Below are 1503 nucleotides of genomic sequence, written 5' to 3' on the forward strand. Positions count from 1 at the left end.
TCTCCAGTGCCTTCGCTTTCTCCGGGTCCGTCGTCACGACTTCGCGGATCGGCACGTCAGATTCGAGGAGCGCCATTCTTGTGACGACATAGACGGACAACGACAGTAAGAGTAACGCCATTCCAACGACAGTGGTAGTATGATATCGAGACCGCTATAACTCTCGTCATAATGGTTATCCGCGTCGCACGATAACCAACAGGTACGATGGGAACGACACACGACCAATTCAACGTCGGGGGGATGTCCTGCTCGTTCTGTGCCGAGAGCATCAAGAAGGCCTACAGTCGAACCGACGGCGTTGAGGACGTCGACGTGAGTCTCGCCCACGAGGAAGTTCTCGTCGAATACGACGACGACCTGCTGAGCGAGGTCGAGGTAAAGGACACGCTCCGAGACCTCGGGTACACCATCCGCGACCCTGACAAAGCGAAGCGGTACGAGCAACAGCAGGCCGAACTCTCCGACGGCAAGCGTCGCCTCCTCATCACCGGTGGCGCATCCATCGTTATCGCTGCCCTGATGGGATGGATGATTTTCGTGATGGGGCGCTTCGAGTCAACATCTCTCGGGATGGATCTGGTGACTCTGGGGCTGGCACTCGGGACGATGTTCGGGGCCGGCCGCTATATCAAAGAGAAAGCCTTCCAGAGCGTGCGCCGGGGTATCTTCAACCAGCACGTCCTCCTGGAAGCGGGCGCGTTCGCCGGACTCGTGGGTGGACTGCTTGGCCTGTTCGTCTTCCCGAGCTTCCCGACCGTTCACTTCTTCGCCGTCTCCGTGTTCATCACCACCTATCACATCCTTTCGGAGTACACCAGCCTCATCGTCCGCACGCGAGCTTCCCGAGCCGTCCAAGGCCTTCTCGACCTCCAGCCCGACACGGCACGCCGCGTCAGTGATGACGGTGATGTCGAGGAGGTCCCTGTCGACGACCTCGACGTTGGCAATCGCGTCCGCGTCAAGCCCGGCGAAAACATCCCCGTCGACGGCACGGTCGTCGAGGGCGAATCGATGGTCGACGAGTCGGTCGCTACCGGCGAGTCCATTCCCGAAGAGAAGGCCGCCGGCGACGCGGTGATCGGTGGCAGCGTCAACGAGACCGGGACGCTGCTCATCGAAGTAACTGCAACCGGGGAGGACGCGTTCCTAAACCAGGTCGCCCGCGAGATCGAGGAGGCGCGGGCGATGAAGCCCGGCATCATCCAGCTCGCCGACCGCGTGCTCAAGTATTTCGTCCCCGGCGTCTTGACGATCGCCGCGCTCTCGTTCCTCTTTTGGGTGGTCGCACCACTCGCGTGGGGGGCAGCCCCCAACGTCCAGCGCGGGGCGTTCGCAGCCTTGGCGGTTCTCGTCCTCGGCTATCCGTGTGCGCTTGGGATGGCGACACCGCTCGCCCTAATTCGGGGTGGCGGGAAGGCGGCGAACCGCGGCATCCTGATGCGCTCCGGTGACGCCTTCCAGATATTTCCCGACGTCGACCACATCGTGTTGGACAAGACC

At 61.7% G+C, this 1503-nt stretch carries 1 protein-coding gene and 1 pseudogene; one reads left to right on the top strand and one right to left on the bottom strand.

All coding sequences use genetic code 11. The annotated features are described in order from the left end of the window. Positions 1 to 121 (bottom strand): annotated as a pseudogene (locus ACQUQ1_RS22140) (transcriptional regulator); the annotation flags it as partial. Positions 122 to 207: 86 nt separating this feature from the next. On the opposite strand from ACQUQ1_RS22140, the gene ACQUQ1_RS22145 reads away from it, so the two are divergent. Beyond that, positions 208 to 1503 (top strand): heavy metal translocating P-type ATPase (locus ACQUQ1_RS22145; protein WP_435066348.1); only part of this gene is annotated, 1296 nt, incomplete at its 3' end.

Origin of the sequence: Halobaculum sp. EA56 (assembly GCF_051195075.1) — an archaeon.
GTDB lineage: Archaea > Halobacteriota > Halobacteria > Halobacteriales > Haloferacaceae > Halobaculum.